Origin of the sequence: Stenotrophomonas maltophilia, from assembly GCF_025642255.1 — a bacterium.
GTDB classification, from domain to species: Bacteria; Pseudomonadota; Gammaproteobacteria; order Xanthomonadales; family Xanthomonadaceae; genus Stenotrophomonas; species Stenotrophomonas maltophilia_P.
On the sequence record NZ_CP106759.1, the window covers coordinates 1,147,509 to 1,164,478 of the forward strand.

Annotated in this window: 12 protein-coding genes; 4 read left to right on the forward strand and 8 right to left on the reverse strand. The window is 67.0% G+C overall.

The window, feature by feature from the left end:
- Positions 1-50 precede the first annotated feature (50 nt).
- Entirely contained in the window at positions 51-659 is a 609-nt protein-coding gene (locus N8888_RS05365; RefSeq protein ID WP_065181132.1) for a DUF937 domain-containing protein, read from the reverse strand.
- Positions 660-797: 138 nt separating this feature from the next.
- Complete coding sequence (gene mutS / locus N8888_RS05370; RefSeq protein WP_065181133.1) at positions 798-3,353, reverse strand: DNA mismatch repair protein MutS; 2,556 nt, start codon at positions 3,351-3,353, stop codon at positions 798-800.
- A 294-nt stretch (positions 3,354-3,647) separates the two neighbouring features.
- Here mutS and N8888_RS05375 point away from each other — a divergent pair, with 294 nt between their 5' ends.
- Together N8888_RS05375 and N8888_RS05380 are read left to right on the forward strand one after the other, a co-directional pair.
- Positions 3,648-4,223, forward strand: a complete 576-nt coding sequence (locus tag N8888_RS05375) for a DUF6624 domain-containing protein (RefSeq protein WP_263177830.1) — start codon at positions 3,648-3,650, stop codon at positions 4,221-4,223.
- 152 nt (positions 4,224-4,375) lie between these two features.
- Complete coding sequence (locus tag N8888_RS05380) at positions 4,376-7,240, forward strand: M16 family metallopeptidase (RefSeq protein WP_263177831.1); 2,865 nt, start codon at positions 4,376-4,378, stop codon at positions 7,238-7,240.
- Positions 7,241-7,258: 18 nt separating this feature from the next.
- Here N8888_RS05380 and N8888_RS05385 read toward each other — a convergent pair whose 3' ends face one another.
- The 5 genes from N8888_RS05385 to N8888_RS05405 form a co-directional block, all read right to left on the reverse strand.
- On the reverse strand, positions 7,259-7,540 hold the full coding sequence (locus tag N8888_RS05385; protein WP_146256219.1) for a hypothetical protein: 282 nt from the start codon (positions 7,538-7,540) through the stop codon (positions 7,259-7,261).
- Positions 7,530-8,186: a chemotaxis protein CheW gene (locus tag N8888_RS05390; protein ID WP_164150746.1), complete on the reverse strand. Its 657-nt coding sequence runs from the start codon at positions 8,184-8,186 to the stop codon at positions 7,530-7,532. Before N8888_RS05390 ends, N8888_RS05385 begins: the two co-directional genes overlap by 11 nt.
- A gap of 229 nt (positions 8,187-8,415) precedes the next feature.
- Positions 8,416-9,801, reverse strand: a complete 1,386-nt coding sequence (locus N8888_RS05395; RefSeq protein ID WP_263177832.1) for a GGDEF domain-containing phosphodiesterase — start codon at positions 9,799-9,801, stop codon at positions 8,416-8,418.
- Positions 9,802-9,852: 51 nt separating this feature from the next.
- Entirely contained in the window at positions 9,853-11,730 is a 1,878-nt protein-coding gene (locus tag N8888_RS05400; protein ID WP_164150750.1) for a S8 family peptidase, read from the reverse strand.
- A 59-nt stretch (positions 11,731-11,789) separates the two neighbouring features.
- The gene (locus tag N8888_RS05405; protein WP_111185865.1) at positions 11,790-14,081 is read right to left on the reverse strand and encodes an ESPR-type extended signal peptide-containing protein; all 2,292 of its coding nucleotides are present in this window, start codon (positions 14,079-14,081) and stop codon (positions 11,790-11,792) included.
- A 202-nt stretch (positions 14,082-14,283) separates the two neighbouring features.
- Here N8888_RS05405 and N8888_RS05410 point away from each other — a divergent pair, with 202 nt between their 5' ends.
- Positions 14,284-15,666, forward strand: coding sequence for a sensor histidine kinase (locus N8888_RS05410; protein ID WP_263177833.1), 1,383 nt, complete (start codon positions 14,284-14,286; stop codon positions 15,664-15,666).
- Here the strand turns inward: N8888_RS05410 and N8888_RS05415 are convergent.
- The gene (locus tag N8888_RS05415; protein WP_227255210.1) at positions 15,608-16,303 is read right to left on the reverse strand and encodes a response regulator transcription factor; all 696 of its coding nucleotides are present in this window, start codon (positions 16,301-16,303) and stop codon (positions 15,608-15,610) included. The two genes, N8888_RS05410 and N8888_RS05415, sit on opposite strands and share 59 nt — an antisense overlap.
- 292 nt (positions 16,304-16,595) lie before the next feature.
- Here N8888_RS05415 and N8888_RS05420 point away from each other — a divergent pair, with 292 nt between their 5' ends.
- Positions 16,596-16,958, forward strand: a complete 363-nt coding sequence (locus N8888_RS05420; protein WP_081284341.1) for a glycine zipper 2TM domain-containing protein — start codon at positions 16,596-16,598, stop codon at positions 16,956-16,958.
- Positions 16,959-16,970 lie beyond the last annotated feature (12 nt).

Here is a 16,970-nt window from a genome sequence, read left to right on the forward strand (position 1 = left end):
ATGCGATAGTGGCTGTCTATTAGGTCCGGGGCTTGTACGGGTGTGTGCGATCAGCGCTTGAGCAACCCCGAGCCGAGCTTCAGCAGGTCGCTGGCCCCGAACTGGCCGTCGCCGTCCTGATCGAGCACACCGCCCAGCATGCTGCCGATGCCGCCGGACTGCTGCGCCTCCTGGCCGAGGGCGCTGCTGAGTTCGCTGGCGTTGCCCTGCTGGGCGAAGCGCTGGGCCAGGAAGGACATGACGATGGGCGCAAGGATCGCCAGCAGCTTGCCGGAGGTGCCGCTGTCCAGACCGGTCTTCTGGCCAAGCACCTGCGCGGCCTGCGGCTGCTGGCCACCGAAGATGTGGCCGAGGATGCCGGCCCCATCGGTGGCGCCGCTGCCGCCGCCACCCATCACTGCGCCGAGGATGCTGCCGAGGTCGAAGCCGCCCCCCCCACCACTGCCCAGATGGTCACGCTGCAGCGCATTGAGCAGGGACTGCGCGCCCTGCGGCTCGCTGGCGTTCTGGCCCATTGCGCCCAGCAGCAGCGGCAAGGCGCTGCCCACCGCCTGGGTGGTCTGGCTGCTGTCCAGGCCGAGCTGCTGGGAAACCTGCTGCAGGCCTTGCCCCTGCTGCAGCTGCTGGAAGAGGGATGCGGCGAGGGATTCGGTGTTCATGGCGGTCTCCGTTCTGTGAAGGAAGGACCGCCCGAGCATAACGCCGCCTGCACGACGGAAATGCGAAGGCTGCCGGGCGCAGGCTCGCTCTGACCGGGGGCGGGAGGGGGGGCCGGCGTTGCGCCGGTCCCATGCCGGTTACAGCAGTGACTTCAGCCGATACAGCGCTTCCAGCGCCTGTTTGGGCGTCAGTTCGTCCGGATCGATGGCGGCCAGCGCCTCCTGCGCCTTGCTGGACGGGGCATTGAACAGGCCGAACTGCTGCGGGGCATCCAGCGCCTGAGGGGCCAGCTCCGCCGCGTGGCTCTCGCTGCCCCGTTGTTCCAGTTCGGCCAGGCGCCGCCGCGCCTGTGCCACGGTCGATCGAGGCAGGCCGGCCAGCGCGGCCACCTGCAGTCCGAAGCTGCGGTTGGCCGGGCCGTCTTTCACAGCGTGCATGAACACCAGCGCTTCGCCATGCTCGACCGCATCCAGGTGCACGTTGGCGATACCGCTGCGGCCGCCCTCGTGCTGCTCGTCGGCCAGCGCGGTCAGCTCGAAGTAGTGGGTGGCGAACAGCGTGTAGCAGCGGTTCTCATAGGCGAGGTGGCGGGCCACCGCGTCGGCCAGGGCAAGGCCGTCATAGGTGGAGGTGCCGCGGCCGATCTCATCCATCAGCACCAGCGAATGTGGGCTGGCGTGATGCAGGATGTAGCTGGTCTCGGCCATTTCGACCATGAAGGTCGACTGCCCGCGGGCGAGGTCGTCGCCGGCGCCGATGCGGGTCAGGATGCGGTCGATCGGGCCGATCACGGCGCGGCTGGCCGGTACGAAGGAGCCGATGTGGGCCAGAAGCACGATCAGTGCATTCTGCCGCATGTAGGTGGATTTACCGCCCATGTTCGGGCCGGTGATGACCAGCATCCGGCGGTCCGGGTGCAGGTCCAGATCGTTCGGCTCGAAGGGCTGCTCGCGCACGGCTTCCACGACAGGGTGACGGCCGCGCTCGATCTTCAGGCAGGGTGCCGTTTCCAGTTCCGGGCGCGACCAGTCCAGTGCCTGCGCGCGCTCGGCGAATGCGGCCAGCACATCCAGTTCGCTCAACGCGGCGGCACACTGCTTCAGCGGCTCCAGCTGTGCACCCAGCGTGTCCAGCAGCTGCTCATACAGGAACTTCTCGCGCGACAGCGAGCGGTCACGCGCGGACAGTACCTTGTCCTCGAACGCCTTCAGTTCTTCGGTGATGTAGCGCTCGGCGTTGGTGAGGGTCTGGCGGCGCGTGTAGTGTACCGGTGCGCGGTCGGCCTGGCCCTTGCTGATCTCGATGTAATAGCCGTGCACACGGTTGTAGCCGACCTTCAGTGTGGCAATGCCGCTGCTTTCGCGCTCGCGCCGTTCAAGGTCGACCAGGAACTGGTCGGCGTTCGTGGAGAGGCGTCGCAGCTCATCCAGCTCCTCGTCGAAGCCATCGGCCAGCACGCCGCCATCGCTGAGCTTCAGCGGCGGCATTTCAGCGATGGCACGCGCGAGCAGCTGCGCGCAGTCGTCATGCTCGCCCAGCGCGGCGTACAGCGCCTGCAGGCGTGGCGAGTCCAGCGGCGCCAGCACGTCGCGCACCGCAGGCAACAGGCCCAGGCCATCGCGCAGTGTCGAGAAATCGCGGGGGCGTGCCGAGCGCAGGGCGACGCGGGTGAGGATGCGCTCGAGGTCACCCAGGCGACGGAACTGTTCGCGGATGTCGCCATCGCTGCCGCGATCGATCAGCGTCGCTACCGCATGGTGGCGCTGTACCAGCACCTCGCGCAGGCGCAACGGGCGATGCAGCCAGCGACGCAGCAGGCGGCCGCCCATCGGCGTGACGGTGCTGTCGAGCACGCCCAGCAGGGTGTTGCGGGTATCGCCGTCGACCCGCGTATCCAGCTCCAGGTGGCGGCGGGTCGCGGCGTTCATGGCGATCGCCTCGCCGGCGGTTTCCATCGCGATCGAGGTCAGGTGCGGCAGGCGCTGCTTCTGGGTTTCTTCGACATAGCCGAGCAGGGCGCCTGCGGCGGCCGTGGCGCGTGGCTTGTCGTCGATGCCGAAGCCGCTCAGGTCATGCAGCTTGAAGAAGGCCAGCAGCTGCCGACGACCGCTGTCCGCATCGAACAGCCATGGCGCGCGGCGACGCACACCGCTGCGCTGGCGCAGGAAGTCCGGCCAGTTCTCCTCGTCCGGCACCAGCAGCTCGGCCGGCTCCAGGCGCGCCAGCTCGGCTTCCAGTGCGTCGTCGGTGTCGACCTCGTTGACCAGGAAGCGGCCACCGGCGAGGTCGGCCCAGGCCAGGCCGTAGCCCTGCCGGGTGCGCGACAGGGCCATCAGCAGGGTGTCGCGGCGTTCGTCGAGCAGTGCTTCGTCGGTGACCGTACCGGGGGTGACGATGCGGACCACCTTGCGCTCGACCAGCCCCTTGGCCAGGGCCGGGTCGCCGATCTGCTCGCAGATCGCCACGGATTCGCCCAGCGCCACCAGCCGTGCCAGGTAGCCCTCGTAGGCATGCACGGGCACACCGGCCATTGGAATCGGGGCGCCGCCGGAACTGCCGCGCTGGGTCAGGGTGATGTCGAGCAGGCGTGCAGCCTTGCGTGCATCGTCGTAGAACAGCTCGTAGAAGTCGCCCATGCGGAAGAACAGCAGCAGATCCGGGTACTCGGACTTCGCTGCGAAGAACTGCTTCATGAGGGGCGTGTGCTCTGCACTGGCCTTCGATGCAGACGGTTTCGCTTTTGAATCAGTGGTTTGCAAGAGAGCTTCCTACCGGTTGTAGCGGTCGATCCGGGGCCACGCCGGCGGCAGTGACTCAAACAGGATCACATTGATGGCGCGACAGGCACACAGCGGATCGACCATGGATACGGTTGTTGCGACGCAGGCAGATGCCCGGCGCCGCCGACGCACCAAGTTTAAGCCGACCTACCGGCAAATCTGCCAACGGGGCATTATCGGCTGAGACATCACGCAGGAGATGGAGCTGTGACGCGGCGATTCGGTCCATTGTGGGTGATTGCAATCCTCTTCGCGCCCCTGGCTGCCAGCGGTGGGACGCCCACTGACGCAGAGCTGCGCGGTGAGCTCCTGCGGATGAAGGATGCCGATCAGGCGGTGCGGGACCTTCCGCTGACCACCGAGGGCGAGGAGAGGGTGCTCAGTGCCGTCGATGCGGTGCACACCGCTCGGCTGAAGGCGATCGTTGCGGCCCATGGCTGGCCGACCGTGGCGCAGGTGGGCCAGGACGGGGCGGACGCGGCCTGGCTGCTGGCCCAGCATGCCGACAAGGATCCGGCGTTCCAGCGCTCTGTTGCCGAAGCCATGGAGCCCTTGGTAGCGACGGGGCAGGTCAAAGCGTCCAGTTACGCCTACCTCTGGGACCGCACCCACGACCCCCAGCGCTATGGAACGCAGGGGCGTTGTGCAGACCCGGGGCGTTGGGAGCCACGTGCGGTTGAAGCACCTGAGACGCTTGACGAGCGTCGCGCTCGAATGGGCCTGGCGCCCATGGCGGAGTATCAAGCGATGGTCTCCAGGCATTGCGGGCAGTTTGGGCGTTAAGATCGGATCAGCAGTTGGGGCACTGCGCGCGGCGAGGCAGGGGTGAGGCCTGATTTTCTGAAATGGACCTTGGCAGCCCCAGACAACTCCGGTGGGCCAACGTGGTGTTGCAGGGCTTGCGGGTGGGCAACGACTGGGCGGGGGATGGACGCATGAGCGCTTTCGTAGGTGGTGCGAAGAGGCTGCTTTGGACGGTGCTGGCAGTGGGCACTTTCACGGTGCCAGTGGCTGCGCGCGACATGGAAGCGGGGTTGCACGCTCCGGCTGCAGCCCCGCACGCGATGGACATCCCCTTCGAGCGCTTCACGCTCCCCAATGGGCTGCGTGTCATCGTGCACACCGACCGGAAGGCCCCCATCGTGGCTGTCCACGTGTGGTATCAGGTCGGATCCGGCGATGAGCCTGCCGGTCGCACGGGTTTTGCGCACCTCTTCGAGCATTTGATGTTCCGCGGCACCGAGCATTACCGCGACGCCTACTACGGCCCGCTGCAACGCGTGGGCGCCACCGACGTCAATGCCACGGTTACGCCGGAGCGCACCAACTACATGCAGGTGGTTCCATCGACGGCGCTGGACCTGGCGCTCTGGATGGAGTCCGATCGCATGGGTCATCTGCTGGGTGCCATCGATCAGAAGGCGCTGGATACCGAACGGGGCATTGTCGAGAACGAGAAGCTGCAGCGGCGTGGCGTGCCTTACGGACTCGTATGGGAGCAGCTTTCCCGTTCAAGCTACCCGCCGGGGCACCCGTACCATCATTCGACCTTCGGATCCGCACGCGATCTGCAGGCGGCCACACTTGCCGACGTCCAGGATTGGTTCCGGACCTGGTACGGCCCAAACAACGCGGTGCTGGTGCTGTCAGGCGATGTCGGCGTTGAAGAGGCCAGGAAGAAGGTCGAGTCCCATTTCGGGCATATCCCAGCGGCGCCCGACGTAACAAGGGATCCCGTGGACGTCGCCAAGCGGGCTTCCACCACCCGGGAAACGTTGTCCGATCAGGTCCCTCAAGCGCGCGTTCACCGCACATGGAACATCGCAGCTCGTGGGACGCCGGACTTTGATCAACTGCGGGTGTTGGCTCACATTCTGGGAGGAGGCAATGCCTCCCGGCTGGGCAAGCGCCTGGTGCACTCCGATCAACTTGCCACTGACGTCACGGCAGAGGCAGGGGGGCAGCTCGGATCGCGCTTCATGATCGTCGCCAACGTGCGCGACGGTGTCGACCCGTCGGCCGTGGAAACCGCCATCGAGGTGGAGCTTCAGCGTCTGCTGAAGGAAGGCCCCACCCTCGATGAGGTGCAACGTGCGCGGACCGCGATGCGGGCCGAGTTCGTGAAGAGCATCGAGCGTAACGGTGGGATGGACGGCAAGGCAGAAGTGCTCGCCGCCTGTGAGGTATTTGAAGGCGATGCAGGCTGTTATCGGCGGTCCGCTGACGTGGTGGCAGCAGCCGCGCCCGACCAGCTGGTTCGCGTCGCTCGCCGTTGGCTGGGGCAGGGGGATCACATCCTGACGGTCATTCCAGGTGCCCGCGCTGCGTTCGCTGAGGAGGCCGAGCCGGCTGACGCGGTGTCCCACGCGCAAAGCCCAGGCAAAAGCCATCGCGCTGCAGCACCGGGCGTGGATCGCAGCGCAGGGCCGCCGTTTCCTGGAAGCTATCCGGAGTTGAGATTCCCTGCGATCGAGCGGGCGGCGCTGTCGAACGGCACCCACGTGATACTGGCTCGACGGGAGGACGTCCCGCTTGTTCGCATGTCGTATCAGTTCCCGGTGGATCCCGCGGCAACTGCGGGTCTGGCAGACATGGCGTTCAGCATGCTGGCGGAGGGGGCAGGGGATTACGATGCCCTGGCGTTCGCGGCGCGCGCTGAATCGCTGGGGGCGGAGCTGGGTTCCAGTGTCGACGTGGGCAGCGGCGCGGTGACCCTGGCCGGTCTCAGAGACACGCTTGACGATTCGGTTGCGCTGTACGCGGACATGTTGCGCCGACCGCGTTTTGAGCCGGCAGCAATGGAGCGCATGCGTGTGGGCAGGCAGGGCGCCCTTCGAGAGGACGCGGCCAACCCGCAACGCTTGGCCACGAGCCTTCTCCCTGCATTGCTGTTCGGGCTGGATCACCCCTACGCGCAAGCCTTCGGACGCGGCACCGTGGCCTCCGTGGAGGCTTTGCGCCGCGATGACCTCGTGGAGTTCCACCGCGCCTGGATCCGACCGGAGCGGGGCACGCTTGTCGTGGTCGGGGATACGACGCTCCAGGAGCTGATCCCGGTCCTTGAGAGGCATCTGGGCGACTGGCGCGGGTCGGGTGGGATCCCTGAGGTGCGCATCGACGACCGCCTGCCCGCGCAGGCGAGGCCACGGGTGTTTCTGGTCGACAGCCCTGGCGCTCTGCAGGCCACCCTGGTGGCCGGGCAGCTGGTCGCGCCGAGTTCAGACCCCCGGACGTTGGCCTTCGAGGTCGCCAATTCCGTCCTCGGGGGATCGCCAAGCGCGCGCCTCAACATGAATCTGCGAGAGGCCAAGGGCTGGTCCTACGGCGTGATCTCCAGTGCCGCCAATGCCCCGATAGCGCGACCCTGGCGCGTGGTGGCGCCGGTGCAGTCCGACCGCGTGGCGGAGGCCATGGCGGAGATTCAGCGCGAGATTGCGGAGTACGCGTCCGGACCGGCGCCTGCCAGGCAGGACGAGGTTGCACGCTTCCGGGACAGCCAGGTGCGGCGTCTGGCGGGCAGTTTCGAGACGCGGGAGGCCGTCGCCTCGGAGATCGCAGACATCGTGCGGTTCGACCGGCCAGACGATTGGACCACACAGCGCAGCAGCGCTCTCCGACAACTCGATCTCAACGAGGTCCGGGCCGCTGCTGCCGCGCTGGATGCCGACGGGTTGACGTGGGTCGTGGTGGGTGACCTGTCCCGTGTCGAGGCACCCGTGCGCGCCATGGGCTTCGGGGAGGCAACAGTGGTTGACTCACAAGGACGTCGTATCGGCGGGCGGCCCGACGAGACGCGCTGAGTCGCACACTCCTTCGGTTCAGGCCGATGGTGGAGGGGAGCGAATGCCGGCCAGCGGATCCCGCAGGATGCCGAGCCAAGGCTCGACGATCTGCTCGAATGCAAAAACGTGTTCCCGGTGCAGGTCCATGCCGCTGAGGTAGTGGCGGATGCTGCGTTCGAATTCATCGGCCGCGTCCAGATTGCCTGCGTTCGTGCGGAGCAGAAGAACGGTGGCCGCTTCCAGTGCCGCCACACGGACATGCATCCGGTTCATGGCCCCCTGGAGGCGCAGCAAGGCATCCCGCGTCTCAGTGTTCATCGGACCTCCCGGGGAAGATCGCTGCATCGGTCCGCGAACCTGCGAGCCGCCGCTGGAGAGTGAGAGCGACGCTCGGATCAATGAGGGCAACCTCCTGGTTGGATGCCAGGCAGACCCGGTGGCTGCAGAGCGGCAATCCCTGCCCATCGTTGCTGATGGGGTGGACGTGGCCGAGCGGGACACTCTCGATGGTGAGCACCTCGTCAAGCGCCAGGGCGACAAGCTGGACGCCAGCCTGCACCAGCAGCATCGCCGGGCAGCGGGCACCGCAGCGGGTGCCGCCCGTGACAAGGCCAAGATCCACGACGGGCACCGTCTGCCCGCGTACGGACACGCTGGACAGGCCGTCCGTACCCCGGGTTAGAGCCTCCGGACCACGTATTTCCACCGCCGATTCAACATCGATCCCGAACAGCGCCGCACCGGCACGAACAACCACAAGTTCCAGGAACGGCTGCGGTGACGCGTGGTGAGCGGGAGCGGCGGCAAGCGGGAGGGCACTGTGGTCGATGGCATCCGCGCGGGGCAACCGCTTGACGAACTCCTCGAAGCGCATGCGGCTGACCGCCTGCCGGTTGTGGCAGCAGGGGCAGACCAGGATCCCTGCGCCACGCAGATCGGTCAGGCCTGCGCCCGCCTTCAGCATCGAGGTGTGGTTGCATGCACGGCATGTTGCTTGCACTGCGTGCAGGCGTGTCAGCGCTCCTTCAGTGGTCAGGTCTCCCTGAACAAGGCGAAGCAGAAAGGAACCTGTGTTGGCCACTGGCAGACTTCTCGGATGGATCAGGAGCAGGCAACTGCCCCGGGATTCTCGGCGGCTTCCATGAAGGGATCAAACGCACGCCGCGCAGTCCATCCGCGGGTGCAGGCCTGGCTCATTCGAGCAGGTGGGGTGCAACAGTGAGTCTATCGGTCAGTTCGGTCGCACTGATGGGCCTGCACAATGCAAAGCCCTGGATCTGGTCGCATCCGAGCTCCCGCAGCGTGGTGACCTGGTCGGCGGTTTCAGCCCCCTCAGCGACGGCGGTGTAGCCCAGATCATGGGCCAGGCCGATGATGGCACGGACTTTCAGGCGGGCCCGCGTGTCGGTCGAGATTCCATCAATCAGCGATTTGTCCAGCTTCAGCGTGTGGATCGGCAGTTCGGTCAGGTAGGCGAAGTTGCTGTAGCCGCTGCCGAAGTCGTCCAATGCTAGGCGGATTCCCGCCGATGCCATCCGCCTGAGCTGCTCGCCGGGCACGGAGTTCACCCTCAACCATTCTCCTTCGGTGATCTCGATCTCGAGGTCGCTGCAGCGCAGCCCCTCGGCATGGATCCTGGCGACCAGCGCATCGGCCATGCCGGCACGGGCCACATTCCGTGCAGACAGATTGATCGACAGGCCCAGCGTGATGCCGTCGCGTCTCCAGCATGACAGCTGCTCCAGCGCTCGGTCGACGACCCACTCCGTGACCTTCTCCATCAGTGCGTTACGTTCGAATACCGGGATGAATTCGGCAGGGCTGACCGGGCCAAGCCGAGGATGATCCCAGCGGATCAGCGCCTCCGCTGACACCGCACTGAGATCAGACCCGCGGAAACGAGGCTGGTAAAGCAGATGGAATTCGTCGTGGCGCAGGCCGTCGCGGGCGCCGGCAAGCAGGTGATACTCGCGCCGCAGACTTTCATCGCGCGGGGCGGAGTACCAGCAGTAGGTGACCTGGCTGGACACTGCCCAGTGAAGTCCCACGAACATCCCGCGGATGATGTCGTCGGCGCTGTCCTTGCCGGTTTCGGCCTGGCAGAGGCCGACGTGGACGAGGGGCCGGAGGGGCTGCGCTGCACCCTCCCTTGGCTGCGTCAGGCGCAGGTGCAGCGCTTCCACCAGGCGCTCGACGGCGTCACGGGTGGGCAGCTCCACGATGAAGGCGAAACGGCTGCCGCCCATATGGTGGACGTCCGCCTGGCCGTCCAGGGCGGCCTCGATGCGTGCTGCGTCCTGCCTGACCCGCGTCTCCAGCGAGGCCATGCCGAAGGCCTGACAGGGCTCGGCAATCGGCAGGTCAAGGACATCGACGAGGACGGCGACGGGCGATCGGCCCGGTAACCGGGGTGATCGTGTGGTGTAGTCGATCGTGAAGGTATGTCTGTCCAGCAGCCCGCTGGAGGTCCCGTGGCGGCTGGACAACGCATGCGGCCGCAGGGGGCGTGTCACCGCCCCGATGAGGGACGGCAACGTGCGCCGATCAGTCAAGGAGAGTTTCCTGGGCAGGCTTTCCATCGAAGGATCCCGGGCATCGAGGGCGGCGCGGAGTGGCGCCGCCCCTGAGGCTTACTGCCGGGCTACCAGGGTCAACCCGGAATATGTTCCCGTGAGGCGGATCATGTAGGTGACCGCCGAGGGCGAGCCGATCCGCACCGACTCCGAATTGGTCGGTCGGGTTGATTTCGCATCGTAATCGGAGGCGCTGGGGACGCGCTGCGCCGCTACATACAGCGATACGTCGCCTTTGCCGCCCAGCGTCATGATGGTCAACGGTGTGCCGGCCCGGGCGGTGAAACTGTAGGTCCGCTCTGCGGAGGTGCTTGACAGCCCGCGCAGTTCGACTGCATTGCTCAGTTCCACATTCGGCGGGGTGCAGCTCTCGACGGTGGGATCGCAGGGTTCGGTGGTCGCGGCGGTTACCAGTGCATTGGCGTCGAGGATTCCCGCGCCCATCGGTGTGCTGGTGGGAATGCTGGCCGGGAAAGGACGCGCAGTGGATTTCAGCAGGTCCCGCATCTGATCCCAGCGCAGCGGCGTGGTGGCCACGCTCTGGACCAGCGCTGCCGCCGCGGCCACATGGGGCGATGCCATCGAGGTGCCGGTATATCCCCCGATGCCGAACTCGGTCGTGGGGCGGGTGGTGCCCGTGTTGACGATCTGGAAGATGTAGCCATTCGGGTCTCCATCAACACCTCCACCGCCACCTGGCGCGGACAGATCCACCCGGTTGCCCCAGCTGGAGTAGCTGGCCTTGCCGCCGGTGACACGCGTGGCGCCGACGCTGATCACGTCCTTGCAGGAGGACATCGTGTAGGTGCCGGCATCGGCGTTGGAGTTGCCGGCTGCCACCACCACCATCGCACCGCGTCGGTTCACTTCGTCGATGGCGTCCTGGTAGATCTGCGGGCAGGCGTCGGGCCCATTGCTGCCCAGGCTCATGTTGAGCACTTCTGCCGGATTGGCATTGACCGGCAGGCCGGCAACGGTCGCACCGACCGCCCACAACATGCCATCGGCAATGTCGCTGCCGTACCCGCCACACGAACCCAGCACACGCACCGGCAGAATCCTGGCGTTGTGGGCCAGACCGGCCAGACCGACACCGTTGTTGGTCTGCTGCGCGACGGTACCGGAGACGTGGGTGCCGTGCCAGGAGCTGTCGCGGGCGGCGTGCGGAGGCGCGCCCAGCGCCGTGCAGTAATTGGCTTCCATCCAGTCGCCCTGGTCCCAGCCACCGGCGACGCGGGCGTCGGTGTCGCGACGGGAGATCAAGCGGTCGGAGATCATGTCATAGCCCGGCAGCACGTTGTCCTTCAGGTCGGGCGTGTTTTCCACGACGCCGGTGTCGATCACCGCCACCACGACGCCTGCGCCGGTGGAGATGTCCCAGGCCTGGTCGGCGCGTACTCCACCGGTCTGATCGTGGAAGTTCCACTGCAGCTGGGCATATTGAGGATCATTCGGGATCAGTTTCGGCTGCACCATGCCGCGCCCGGTGTCGAGCGCCTGGTAGAGCCGGTCCACTTCGACCGACGTCACGCCGGGTTCGGCCGCCAGCTCGCGGACGAAGGCTGCCGTCTCGGCGGAGTTGAGCCGGCGTGAGGTCTGCACCACGTACCAGCCAGGTACGGCCATGTTGCGCAGGACACTGGCCCGGGCGGCCGGACGGGCGGCTGCGCGTGCCGTTGCCGCAGCCGCCGTGGTGATGCCTGAACGCTGCGCCGAGCTGGCGAGCGACTGCGTCAACAGGCTGCGTGACTGGGTGGTGGTGCCGGTCGTCTTGACGATGAAGCGCTGGCCGACCGACGGCTGGGCGGTCGATGTGGCGGCAGCCACGTTGCGCTTGATCACCTTGCTGGTATCCAGCCGTGGTGCGGCATGGGCGGCGCTGGTGGTGATCAACACCGAAGCGATTGCAGCGGCCAGTGAGGTGTGGATGGACATGGTGGGTCTCCAGGGAAAGGGTGAAGCGCGTCGGAGCGGGAGTGGTCGGTGTCGCTCTGTCACAGGTCGATGCCGAAGCCCACGCCTGCGGAGGATTCGCCACCACTGAAGGCCCCGCCCAGACTGAAGGAGCCGCGTTCCCCGATCTTCCGTGCATAGCCCACCGACAGCGCCTGCTCGCCGCTCTGGAAGCCCGCACCGACCGCGATGCGCCCGCGTTCGCTGCGGGTGCCTGCGGCGTTGGTCGCCATGTTCAGCATCGCCGCGCTCATCGCGCCCTGGCGGTCCAGGCGGCGATCGACCGAGCTGAGGCGGCGGTCCACGTCCGTACGATAGGTTTCGAAGGAATCGTTCAATGCGGTGAACCGTGCATCGGTATAGGATTTCGCCGCGTTGACACCGGCATTGACCTGGCCCACGTTCGCCGCATCGGTCGCCTGGGTACCGGCGGCCACATGGGTGATCTGGCGCTCCGCACCGCTGGCACCGACCGACACCGTGTCGGCGCGATCGGCGACCGAGCCGCGCCCCAATGCGACGGCGTTGTCGGCGGTGACGCTGGCACCTTGGCCGAGTGCGGTGCCGGAAGCGCTGCTGACGGAGGCCGACTCACCCAGGGCCACGGCGTTGCTGGCCTGGGCACTGATGCGGCTGTTGGCACCGACGGCCGTGCTGCCGTCGGCATTGACCCGCGCGTTGCCGCCCAACGCCGTGTCGTTGGGTCCATGGGCGTAGGCGCCGGCGCCCAGCGCCACGCTGTTGTCCGCGTTGGCGGTCGCGCCGGATCCCACTGCCACAGCGTTGGTCCCTTCGCCCGCCTGGGCTGCGGAATCGCCTCCCACGGCGACCTGATCGTTGCGGCCATGACCTGCACCGACGTCCGCCTCGATGTCATCCAGTCGGGTGGTCAGCCTGCCGATCTGCACATCGATGGCTGCGAAACTGTCGGCGAAATTGCCGAGCGCACCCGACACCGCATCCAGCTGTGCCTTGTTGACCGCATCGGTTGCCGCCGTACCGGCCGCCACGTTGACGATCTGGCGTTCGCTGCCTGCGCGTCCCACCGAGATGGTGTTGTCACGATCGGCGTAAGAGCCTGCACCGAGCGCCACCGCGCGGTCGACGGGGTGGGTCACGCCGTCGACGAACGACGGGTCGCCCACGGTTGCACCGCCGCCGATCGCCACCGACTCGCTGCCCCACACATCCGAATCCGTGCCGATCGCCACGCTGTTGGTGAACAGCCGCGGTGTATCCCCCCAGAAATCGCCATTCCAGGTCATGCCGTCACCGACCACCACGCTGCCTTTGCCGGCGGCCCAGGCGCCATAACCGACTGCGGTGGCGCCCTCGATCAGGGCCAGCGCGTTGGCGCCCAGGGCCGTGGTGTTGAGCGCGCCCGCCCGGGCATTGCTGCCCACGGCCACGGTCAGGTCGTACAGGGCCAGTGCGCCCGAACCGAACGCATTGGAGAACTCGCCCAGAGCCTGGGCCCGGTCACCGACGGCCATGGCGTCATATGCGCTGGCCACCGCGCGGTAGCCGATCGCGGTGGAGCGGATAGCGCTGGCACTGGCCAGCCCGCCCAGGGAGATTGCTGCATAGGCGGTGGACTGCGCGCCGCCGCCGACGGCCACGGAAAGGCGACCGGTGGCCTGCGTGTTCTGCAGCAGCTGGCCGGCAAAACCTTCCCCGATCTGGTCCTCCAGATCGTCGGCAATGCCGCCGATCGCCACGCTGGATTTGCCGCTGCCCAGGGCGCCGGCGCCCCCGGCAGTGGCAAAGTCACCTTCGGCCTGCGCGCCGGCGCCCAGCGCCGTGGACGCCACGCCGGTGGCGGCGGTCTGCTGGAACAGCACTACGCCATACGGGTTCTGCGACTGGTAGTCGATGTCCAGCATGCCGCCGATCGCGGTGCTCGAGTCGGCGATGGCCAGCGCTTCATTGCCCACCGCGGTGGCGCGGTTGGCGTAGGCCACGCTGCCGGCGCCAAGCGCGGTCGTGCCTTCCCCGACCGCGGCGCTCGCCTCGCCTGCGGCCAGCGCGTTGTCGCCGTCGGCGTAGGCGCCGGCATTGCTGTCTTCGCTGCCGGTGGCGGCGAGGTAGGGCACTGGATCAGCCTCGACATCGGCGGCGTACACGATCTGCTCCGGCGCGGACACCTGCTCGACGCCCAGCGCCGTGACGATCCCGCTGGCCAGGGCGGAGCAGGACACCAGCAGCGAGCCGGTGGCCAGCAGCGCCGCGACCTGGCGGCGGCGCCCGGACCGCGTCCGGCTGCACGCGATTTCGGACACAACCACCTGCCGGCCCAGCGCGGCGTTCCACACGATACGGTAAATCCGGTTCATTGCTCTGATCCTCGATCTGGAGTGCAGGCCCTTCGTCGTGGCTGCCCGCAGGGGGTCGACGAGTGGGGCGGTGTAGTCGTCGTGTCACGGCAGTGGCGTAGGCGCCCGCCGACAACATGAACGTAGGCCCACCGAGGGGGCATGTCGACTGCAACTCCTGACAGAAATATGATCGGTTTCTCGCCATCTCTTCACGCCGCCCATGCTCCGTTCATTCCTGCGCTGGCTGGACCGGGCGCCGATCGAAGACCCGGTGGACCGCCGCAACGCGCGCGTCATCCAGCTGCTGCTCCTGTTCCTGGGGGTGACCATCCCGGCGACCCTGGCCTTCGCGGTGATCGTGGCCTGGTCCCAACTGGTCTCGAGCGAGGTGCACTGGTCGACGCATGCCTCGTTGGCGATGAGCCTGTCCATCGGCGCCGCCGCATGGATCGGACTGGCACTGACGCGGCGTGGTGCGTTCGCTGCGGCGGTCAAGCTGTTGATCGGTGCCATGCTGCTGGTCACGACGATCAATCTGGGCGTGAACGGCCTGCAACGGCAGATGCCCGACCAGCTCGCCCAGATGCTGGTGCTCGTGCTGAGTGGTCTGGTGCTTGGTCGTGGCGCGCTGTGGACCACGCTGGCGGTCCTGGTGGGCAGCGTAGTGCTGGGTGCAGGACGCGATGCGATGAGCGTCTTCGCCGATGCTCCCGCGCGTGCGTTCTACAACCTGCCCCCACTGCTGTTCACCTACCTGCTGGTCACACTGCTGATCGACCGGACGACCCAGGCTCTGCGCGAAAGCCTGCGCGAGTCGAACGAGCGCGGGCGGCAACTTGCCGAAGAGATGCGCGAACGCGAGCGCACCCATGCCCAGCTGATCCATGCGCAGAAGAAGGAGATCACCGAACGCATGGCCAGCGGCATGGCGCATGATTTCAACAACATCTTCGCGGTGATCGTCGGCTTCGCCAACCAGCGGCATGAAGACGACGGCGAAGGCAGCCGGCAGCGTCTGGTGCAGCTTGAAGGCCACCTGTCAGACGTGGAGGAGACCGCGCGGCGTGGCATGGCCATCAGCCGGCGGCTGCTCCGTTTCAGCCGTCGTGATGGCGAGCAGGCCGTCGTGTTTGATGCCGCGCAGGCGGTCCGGGAACTTGAGTCGATGCTGCGCCAGTTGCTTGGGCCGGGGATCGTACTGTCCGTGCGCAGCGATGGTGAAGCGGCGCCGGTGCGGATGGACCGCAGCCAGTTCGAGCTGATGCTGTTGAACATCGCGTCCAACGCCCGCGATGCGCTCAGCGATCACGGGCGGTTCGAGATCGACATCGACCGCGATGGAGATCGCGTCCGGATCCACCTGCGTGACAATGGCAGCGGCATGCGCGCCGAGGTGGCGGCCCGGATCTTCGAACCCTTCTTCAGCACCAAGCCGGCGGATTCGGGCACGGGACTGGGGCTGGCGGTCGTGAACGAGCTGGTGACAGAGGCCGGCGGTGGCATCGGCGTCGAGAGCATCCGTGGCGAAGGAACGACGTTCCTGATCAGCCTGCCGTGCGCCCGGCAGGATTCAGCATGTATCCCCGGCCATGAACCACCGTAAGAGGCAGTTCCATGCCACAGCGCTTGCGTGCCTTCACGCGCAGCCGGTAGACCATGGCGTCGAGCCGGTGCGCATCGAAATCGTCTGAATCATCTGCAATGGCCAGGATCAGCTGCTCGCGTGACACCAGCGCCCCGGCGTGCTGGAACAGTTCCGCGCACAAGCTGCGCTCGCTGCGGGTGAGCGCGGCCGAGGTGCCGTCGGGCGCGATCAGGCCCCATTGGTCCTCACTCATCCTCCAGCCGGGCAGTGACCGGTTCGCTGTTGCCGGCGTGGCGATCCGTCGTGCCAGGCTGTGCAGTGCCGCCGCCAGCAGATCGATCTCGATCGGCTTGGAAAAATACACGTCGGCACCTTCGGTCAGGCCGCGGATACGATCACTCACATCGGCAAGGCTGGTCAGCATGATGACGCCGAGGCCCGGTTGTCGTTGGCGCATTTCGCGCGCCAGGCTGAAGCCATCGCCGTCAGGCAGGCTCACGTCGAGCACGAGCAGGTCGGCGGGCTGTCTCTCCATTCCGGCGCGGAAGGCGGCGACGCTGGCGTAGCCGGTCGCCAGGAATCCATAGCGCGCCAGTCCTGGCAGGATGATGCGCTCGCGCAGGGCAGGCTCATCCTCCAGTACCGCTACCCTCAAGCTTTCTGATTCCTGCACATCCACGTCCAGATGCCTGCGCCCTTTGTCGGTTGATCATAGCCGCATGCGCGCTGCCCCCGGGAGGGGCCGCGCGGGTCGGCGCACCGATGCAGGGGGCCGATTCCCTTCGCGGCGACCGAACGGGAGCCTCTGCCAGGCGCTGGATCGTTCCATGGCCGCGGTTCTCTTCATGAACGACGCATGGCCGATGAAGTCCTGATGACACCGATTTCACTCGTAGTTGCCAGCGGCAGGCGGAGACTGGACCCATCCCGGAAGACAGGAGCTGGCCATGAAGACCTCGACCCGACTGCTCGTGCTGGGCACCCTGATGGCGGCATCGTCGATGGCGGGTGCGCAGACCTACGGGCCCCGCGATGAAGGCCGCAAGTTCAACGACGGCAGCCGTGTGGAATGCAGGAACGTTGAAGTCCAGCGCAACTCGCGCGATCCGAACCGCATTGCCGGTACGGCCACAGGTGCGGTGGTGGGCGGCCTGCTGGGCAACCAGGTGGGCGGCGGCAATGGCAAGAAGCTCGCCACCGTCGCCGGTGCAGTCGCCGGCGGCGCCGCCGGACGACAGATCCAGGGCAACCACCAGCAGAAGACCGGCGATCGGGTGGTGGAACGTCGCTGCGAGCGCGTCTACCGCTGATCGCCGTTTTCC

Excerpts from the sequence above, each read along its gene's own strand:
- N8888_RS05365 (WP_065181132.1), bottom strand. The coding sequence starts at position 659 with ATGAACACCGAATCCCTCGCCGCATCCCTCTTCCAGCAGCTGCAGCAG.
- mutS (WP_065181133.1), bottom strand. The coding sequence starts at position 3,353 with ATGAAGCAGTTCTTCGCAGCGAAGTCCGAGTACCCGGATCTGCTGCTG.
- N8888_RS05380 (WP_263177831.1), top strand. The coding sequence starts at position 4,376 with ATGAGCGCTTTCGTAGGTGGTGCGAAGAGGCTGCTTTGGACGGTGCTG.
- N8888_RS05385 (WP_146256219.1), bottom strand. The coding sequence starts at position 7,540 with ATGAACACTGAGACGCGGGATGCCTTGCTGCGCCTCCAGGGGGCCATG.
- N8888_RS05390 (WP_164150746.1), bottom strand. The coding sequence starts at position 8,186 with ATGCTGAAGGCGGGCGCAGGCCTGACCGATCTGCGTGGCGCAGGGATC.
- N8888_RS05395 (WP_263177832.1), bottom strand. The coding sequence starts at position 9,801 with ATGGAAAGCCTGCCCAGGAAACTCTCCTTGACTGATCGGCGCACGTTG.
- N8888_RS05400 (WP_164150750.1), bottom strand. The coding sequence starts at position 11,730 with ATGTCCATCCACACCTCACTGGCCGCTGCAATCGCTTCGGTGTTGATC.
- N8888_RS05405 (WP_111185865.1), bottom strand. The coding sequence starts at position 14,081 with ATGAACCGGATTTACCGTATCGTGTGGAACGCCGCGCTGGGCCGGCAG.
- N8888_RS05410 (WP_263177833.1), top strand. The coding sequence starts at position 14,284 with ATGCTCCGTTCATTCCTGCGCTGGCTGGACCGGGCGCCGATCGAAGAC.
- N8888_RS05420 (WP_081284341.1), top strand. The coding sequence starts at position 16,596 with ATGAAGACCTCGACCCGACTGCTCGTGCTGGGCACCCTGATGGCGGCA.